General features: G+C 72.3%; 5 protein-coding genes. 2 read left to right on the forward strand and 3 right to left on the reverse strand.

Going from position 1 to position 3,978, the window contains the following annotated elements; all coding sequences use genetic code 11:
• Positions 1–165: 165 nt before the first annotated feature.
• Positions 166–507: a metalloregulator ArsR/SmtB family transcription factor gene (locus tag G6030_RS10865; protein WP_182643132.1), complete on the reverse strand. Its 342-nt coding sequence runs from the start codon at positions 505–507 to the stop codon at positions 166–168.
• Between the two features lie 39 nt (positions 508–546).
• Complete coding sequence (locus G6030_RS10870) at positions 547–1,779, reverse strand: oxygenase MpaB family protein (protein WP_182643133.1); 1,233 nt, start codon at positions 1,777–1,779, stop codon at positions 547–549.
• Between the two features lie 45 nt (positions 1,780–1,824).
• On the opposite strand from G6030_RS10870, the gene G6030_RS10875 reads away from it, so the two are divergent.
• The gene (locus tag G6030_RS10875; protein ID WP_241724306.1) at positions 1,825–2,415 is read left to right on the forward strand and encodes a TetR/AcrR family transcriptional regulator; all 591 of its coding nucleotides are present in this window, start codon (positions 1,825–1,827) and stop codon (positions 2,413–2,415) included.
• 82 nt (positions 2,416–2,497) lie between these two features.
• Complete coding sequence (locus G6030_RS10880; RefSeq protein ID WP_182643134.1) at positions 2,498–3,247, forward strand: lytic transglycosylase domain-containing protein; 750 nt, start codon at positions 2,498–2,500, stop codon at positions 3,245–3,247.
• Positions 3,248–3,251: 4 nt separating this feature from the next.
• Here the strand turns inward: G6030_RS10880 and G6030_RS10885 are convergent, their stop codons facing one another.
• A complete protein-coding gene (locus tag G6030_RS10885) occupies positions 3,252–3,821 on the reverse strand; it encodes a dihydrofolate reductase family protein (RefSeq protein ID WP_182643135.1) in 570 nt (189 codons plus the stop codon).
• Positions 3,822–3,978 lie beyond the last annotated feature (157 nt).

The following is a 3,978-nucleotide window of genomic DNA, read 5'->3' on the forward strand; positions in this document are numbered from 1 at the left end:
CCCACTCCGCCCCGGGCCACGCCGCGCCCGACCACTCCGTGGCCAGGCCCGCGGCCAGCGCGACGCCGGAGGATGCCGGGACGAGAACGGCCGGATCCCGCCACCACGGGCGGGCCTCCTCGTCGTGGTCGCCGGGGTCCGGGGCGTCGCAGCCGCACGCGGAGGTCACGACGGCCTGCAGGTGGGGCAGTCGGAGACCACGCACTCGGCGTCGGTGTCCACGGCAAGCGTCACGTCAAGGAGGTCGCGGAGCGAGGCGGCGAGGTGGGGATCGGAGATCTCGTAGCGCATCTGCCGTCCCTCGGGTGCGGCCACGACGATGCCGCAGTCCCGCAGGCAGCCCAGGTGGTTGGAGACGTTCGGTCGGGTGAGGTCGAGCTCGCGTGCGAGGCCGGCCGGGTAGCGGGGCCCATCGAGCAGGCACAGCAAGATCCGGGACCTGGTCGGGTCGGCCATCGCCCGGCCCAGCCGGTTCATCACGTCGAGGCGCGTCTCAATGGTCAGCACGCACTGAACTATACAGCGCTCGCTGAACAATGACGGGAGTCAGGCGGTGGCGGGGCGGCCGATGTCCGGGCGGGCGTCGCCGAAGGTCTCCTTGCGCTCGCGGTCGCGGACCCGCTCGCCCCACGCGTCGAGCCGGGCGCGGCCGAACGGCGTGCGGTAGCGCAGCGTGTTGAGCGCGACGAGGTAGGCGTGGGCCCACGGCGGACGGGCGGGCAGACCGAACTCGCGCATCGACTCGCGGCCCAGCAGCACGGTGAGCATGCTCAGCAGCCGTTCGTGACCCACGCGGGCGCGCAGGCGGGGGAACGGGCCGCTGCGATGCCGCGTGCGCTGCGCCTCGACCAGCGCCTGCGTGAGCTGCGGGCCCGCCTCGGACAGCCCGGCCTGTGCGAGGAGGATGTGGTAGTTGATGCGGTGGCGCTCGCTCTCGCGCTCGACGAGGAAGTCGTCGTCGACCCCGAGCAGCCAGCCGACGTAGCGCCACACGTGCATGACGTCGGCCGAGTCCTGGCGGCTCACCGGCACGCCGAGCGTTCGCACGCCCAGCAGGACGACGGCGTCGAACAGGCCCAGGGTGGCGGCGAGGTCGCTCTGGTTGATCGGCAGGCCCCAGCGGCCCGTGTCCCAGCGTGGCTCCATGGCGTGGTTGACCACCGCGTGCATCGCCCGCACGTGACCGGTGAGCCGCCACGCCTCGCCGCCCGGGCGCAGCCCGTCGGGGATCGACAGCGACATGGTCCAGTGGCTGGTCTCGGCCAGTCGCCGCAGGGTCGTGTTGCCGGTCAGGCCGCCGGTCGCCACGAGCAGATCGGTGGGGCCGCCGAAGCGGTAGCCGCCGATGAGCGAAAGCTGCAGAAGGATGTCGGCGGCGTTCTGGCCCAGCCGCAGGTAGACCTTCTGCCCACGCTCGATCTTCTCCCAGTCGACCCAGTCCGGCGTGTCCTCGAGCCGGGCGATGTACTCGCGCAGGACGGCCGGAGCGTCCTCGGACAGGCCGGCCGTGCCGGTGGTCAGGGCCTCGTCGAGCTGGCGGCGGCTCACGGCGCCGGGCTCGCCGGAGCGCAGGCGCATCGCGGCGGCCAGCTTGTTGCCGAGCTCGTCACGCTCGAGGTAGCCGCGGCCGAGGCGGTCCATGAGCTGCTCGTCGACCTCGTGCACGCGCGCGACGGCCTTGAGTGTGCGACCGATGCGGCGCGAGCGGTCCTCGGCCTCGCGGAAGCGTGTGGGGTACGGCGAGTGCGCGGTGGTGTGGAGTTCAGGCGCTGCGGTCATGCCACGACTATGACGCGAGTATTTACTCGCATACAATTCGCGTTCATGAGAAGGGTGCCCAAGCAGGCCAGATCCCGCGCGATGGTCGAGCGGATCGTGGAGGCGGCTCGCGTCGTGCTCGTGCGCGACGGGTACGAGTCCTTCACCACGAACCGCGTGGCCGACGAGGCCGAGGTGAGCCCGGGATCGCTGTATCAGTACTTCCCCGACAAGTCGGCGCTGGTCACGGTGGTGATGGATCGGTGGTCGGCGGAGATCTCCGACCGCGTCGCGGCCTCGCTCGCCGCCTCCGGACCGGTCGACGTGCAGGACCCGGCCGCGGTCCGCGGAATCGCCGACGCCTTGCTGTCCGCCCTGGAGGCGGACGCCGGGCTGCTGCGGATCGTGTGGGAAGAACTGCCCGCGGTGCGCCACCGGGCCGCGCAGCACGCGCTGGAAACGCGCGTCCGCGAGCTGCTTGCCGTGTACCTCTCCGCGGCCGGCCTGCGCTCGGCGGACCCGGCGGCGCGGGCCTGGGTGATCGTCATGGCCGTGGAGAACATCGCCGTCCGCTGGGTGCTCGACCGGCCCGCCATCAGCCGGGAGGCCCTGCTCGACGAGCTCACCGCGCTCGCCGGCGGGTTCGGGTCCGTGTGAGGTGAGCATCACGGCCGGCCCGCCGCGAATCGGGGGATACCCCGACGCGCTGCGGAACCGGGCTCCGGCAGGATGGCAGGCGATGCCCACCCTGACCCCCCGCGCCACCGCGAGCCTCGCGGGACTGCTCGCGACCGTCGTCTTGTCGTCGTCGTGCTCCTATGAGGCCACCCGCGAGGCGCCCATCCCCATCCCCCCGGGCATCCCGCCGGCCGCCGGGGCGCCCGTGCCGACCATCGACATCAACGCCCCCGGCCGGACGTCCGACCAGCTGCGCGAGTGGGCGGCCGGCCTCAACGAGCCGATGAACATCCCCGTCCGCGCCCTGGCCGCCTACGGCAACGCCGCCGAGACCATGCGACAGACCCGACCCGAGTGCAACCTCGCCTGGACGACGCTCGCGGGTATCGGGCACGTGGAGACGCGGCACGGCCGGTACCGCGGGGCGATGTTGAACGACGACGGCTACGCGCTCCCGCCGATCATCGGGATCAAACTCGACGGGTCGCCCGGCTTTGCCGACATCCCCGACACCGACGGCGGGCGCTGGGACGGCGACACCGAACACGACCGCGCCGTGGGGCCCATGCAGTTCATCCCCGAGTCGTGGAACAAATACGGCCGCGACGCCAACGGCGACGGGGTGGCCGACCCCAACCAGATCGACGACGCCGCCGTGGCCGCCGCGCGCCTGCTCTGCGAGACCGGGGGAGACCTCTCGGTGGCCGAGAACTGGCAGCGCGCCGTGCTGGCCTACAACGCCTCGCGCGAGTACGTCATGGACGTGCGCGACGCCGCGGCCGCGTACTCGGTGGGGACGACGGCGCCGTAGGGCGTCACCCGGCGGGGCGGACGGGCCGGTAGCGCACCGCCACCGACCCCGACCGGAAGCCGATCCGGTCCACCAACCGCAGCTCGACGCGTTCGCGCAGCCCCGCCATGAGTGTGGGGCCGTGGCCGGCGAGGACGGGCTGCACGACGAACTCGTACTCGTCGATCAGTCCCAGGTTGGCCAGCGCGAGCGGCAACGTCACGCCGCCCACCCACAGGCCCAGACCCGGCCGGGCCTTGAGCTCCCGCACCGCGGTCCCGAGGTCGCCGCGGAGCAGCTCGGCGTTCCAGTCGACCCGGTCGAGGGTGCTGGAGACGACGTACTTGGGCGTGCGGTCGATGGCCTCGGCGAACGGGATCTCCCACGGCTGCATCCAGTCCGGCCACACACCCGACTCGGGACGCCGCCACGCGGACTCCATGAGCTCGTAGGTGACGCGGCCCAGCAACAGGGCGTCCGCGGCGGCCATCTGCTCGGTCCAGAAGCGCATCGACTCCTCGTCGGGCATGACCCCGGCCTCGTGGTCCACACACCCGTCGAGGGTGACGTTGATCGAGTAGCGCAGAGGTCTCATCTCGCAGCCCCGTTCGCGAAGTCCGGTGAGGTCGAAACTAGCACCGCGACCGCCTGAGTGCGGCGGTGAAATCGGCCGCTGGCATAGAGTCGTCGGGGCCCCTGGGCCGACCTCATCTACCCTGGGCCGACCTCACCTACAGCGGGAGTTGCGCACC

It is taken from the genome of Dietzia sp. E1 (assembly GCF_014145015.1).
In the GTDB taxonomy this organism is placed as follows: domain Bacteria; phylum Actinomycetota; class Actinomycetes; order Mycobacteriales; family Mycobacteriaceae; genus Dietzia; species Dietzia cinnamea_A.

Bases quoted from the DNA above. Each gene is read 5' to 3' on its own strand.
- G6030_RS10875 (WP_241724306.1), top strand. From the start codon at position 1,825: ATGAGAAGGGTGCCCAAGCAGGCCAGATCCCGCGCGATGGTCGAGCGG.
- G6030_RS10870 (WP_182643133.1), bottom strand. From the start codon at position 1,779: ATGACCGCAGCGCCTGAACTCCACACCACCGCGCACTCGCCGTACCCC.
- G6030_RS10885 (WP_182643135.1), bottom strand. From the start codon at position 3,821: ATGAGACCTCTGCGCTACTCGATCAACGTCACCCTCGACGGGTGTGTG.
- G6030_RS10880 (WP_182643134.1), top strand. From the start codon at position 2,498: ATGCCCACCCTGACCCCCCGCGCCACCGCGAGCCTCGCGGGACTGCTC.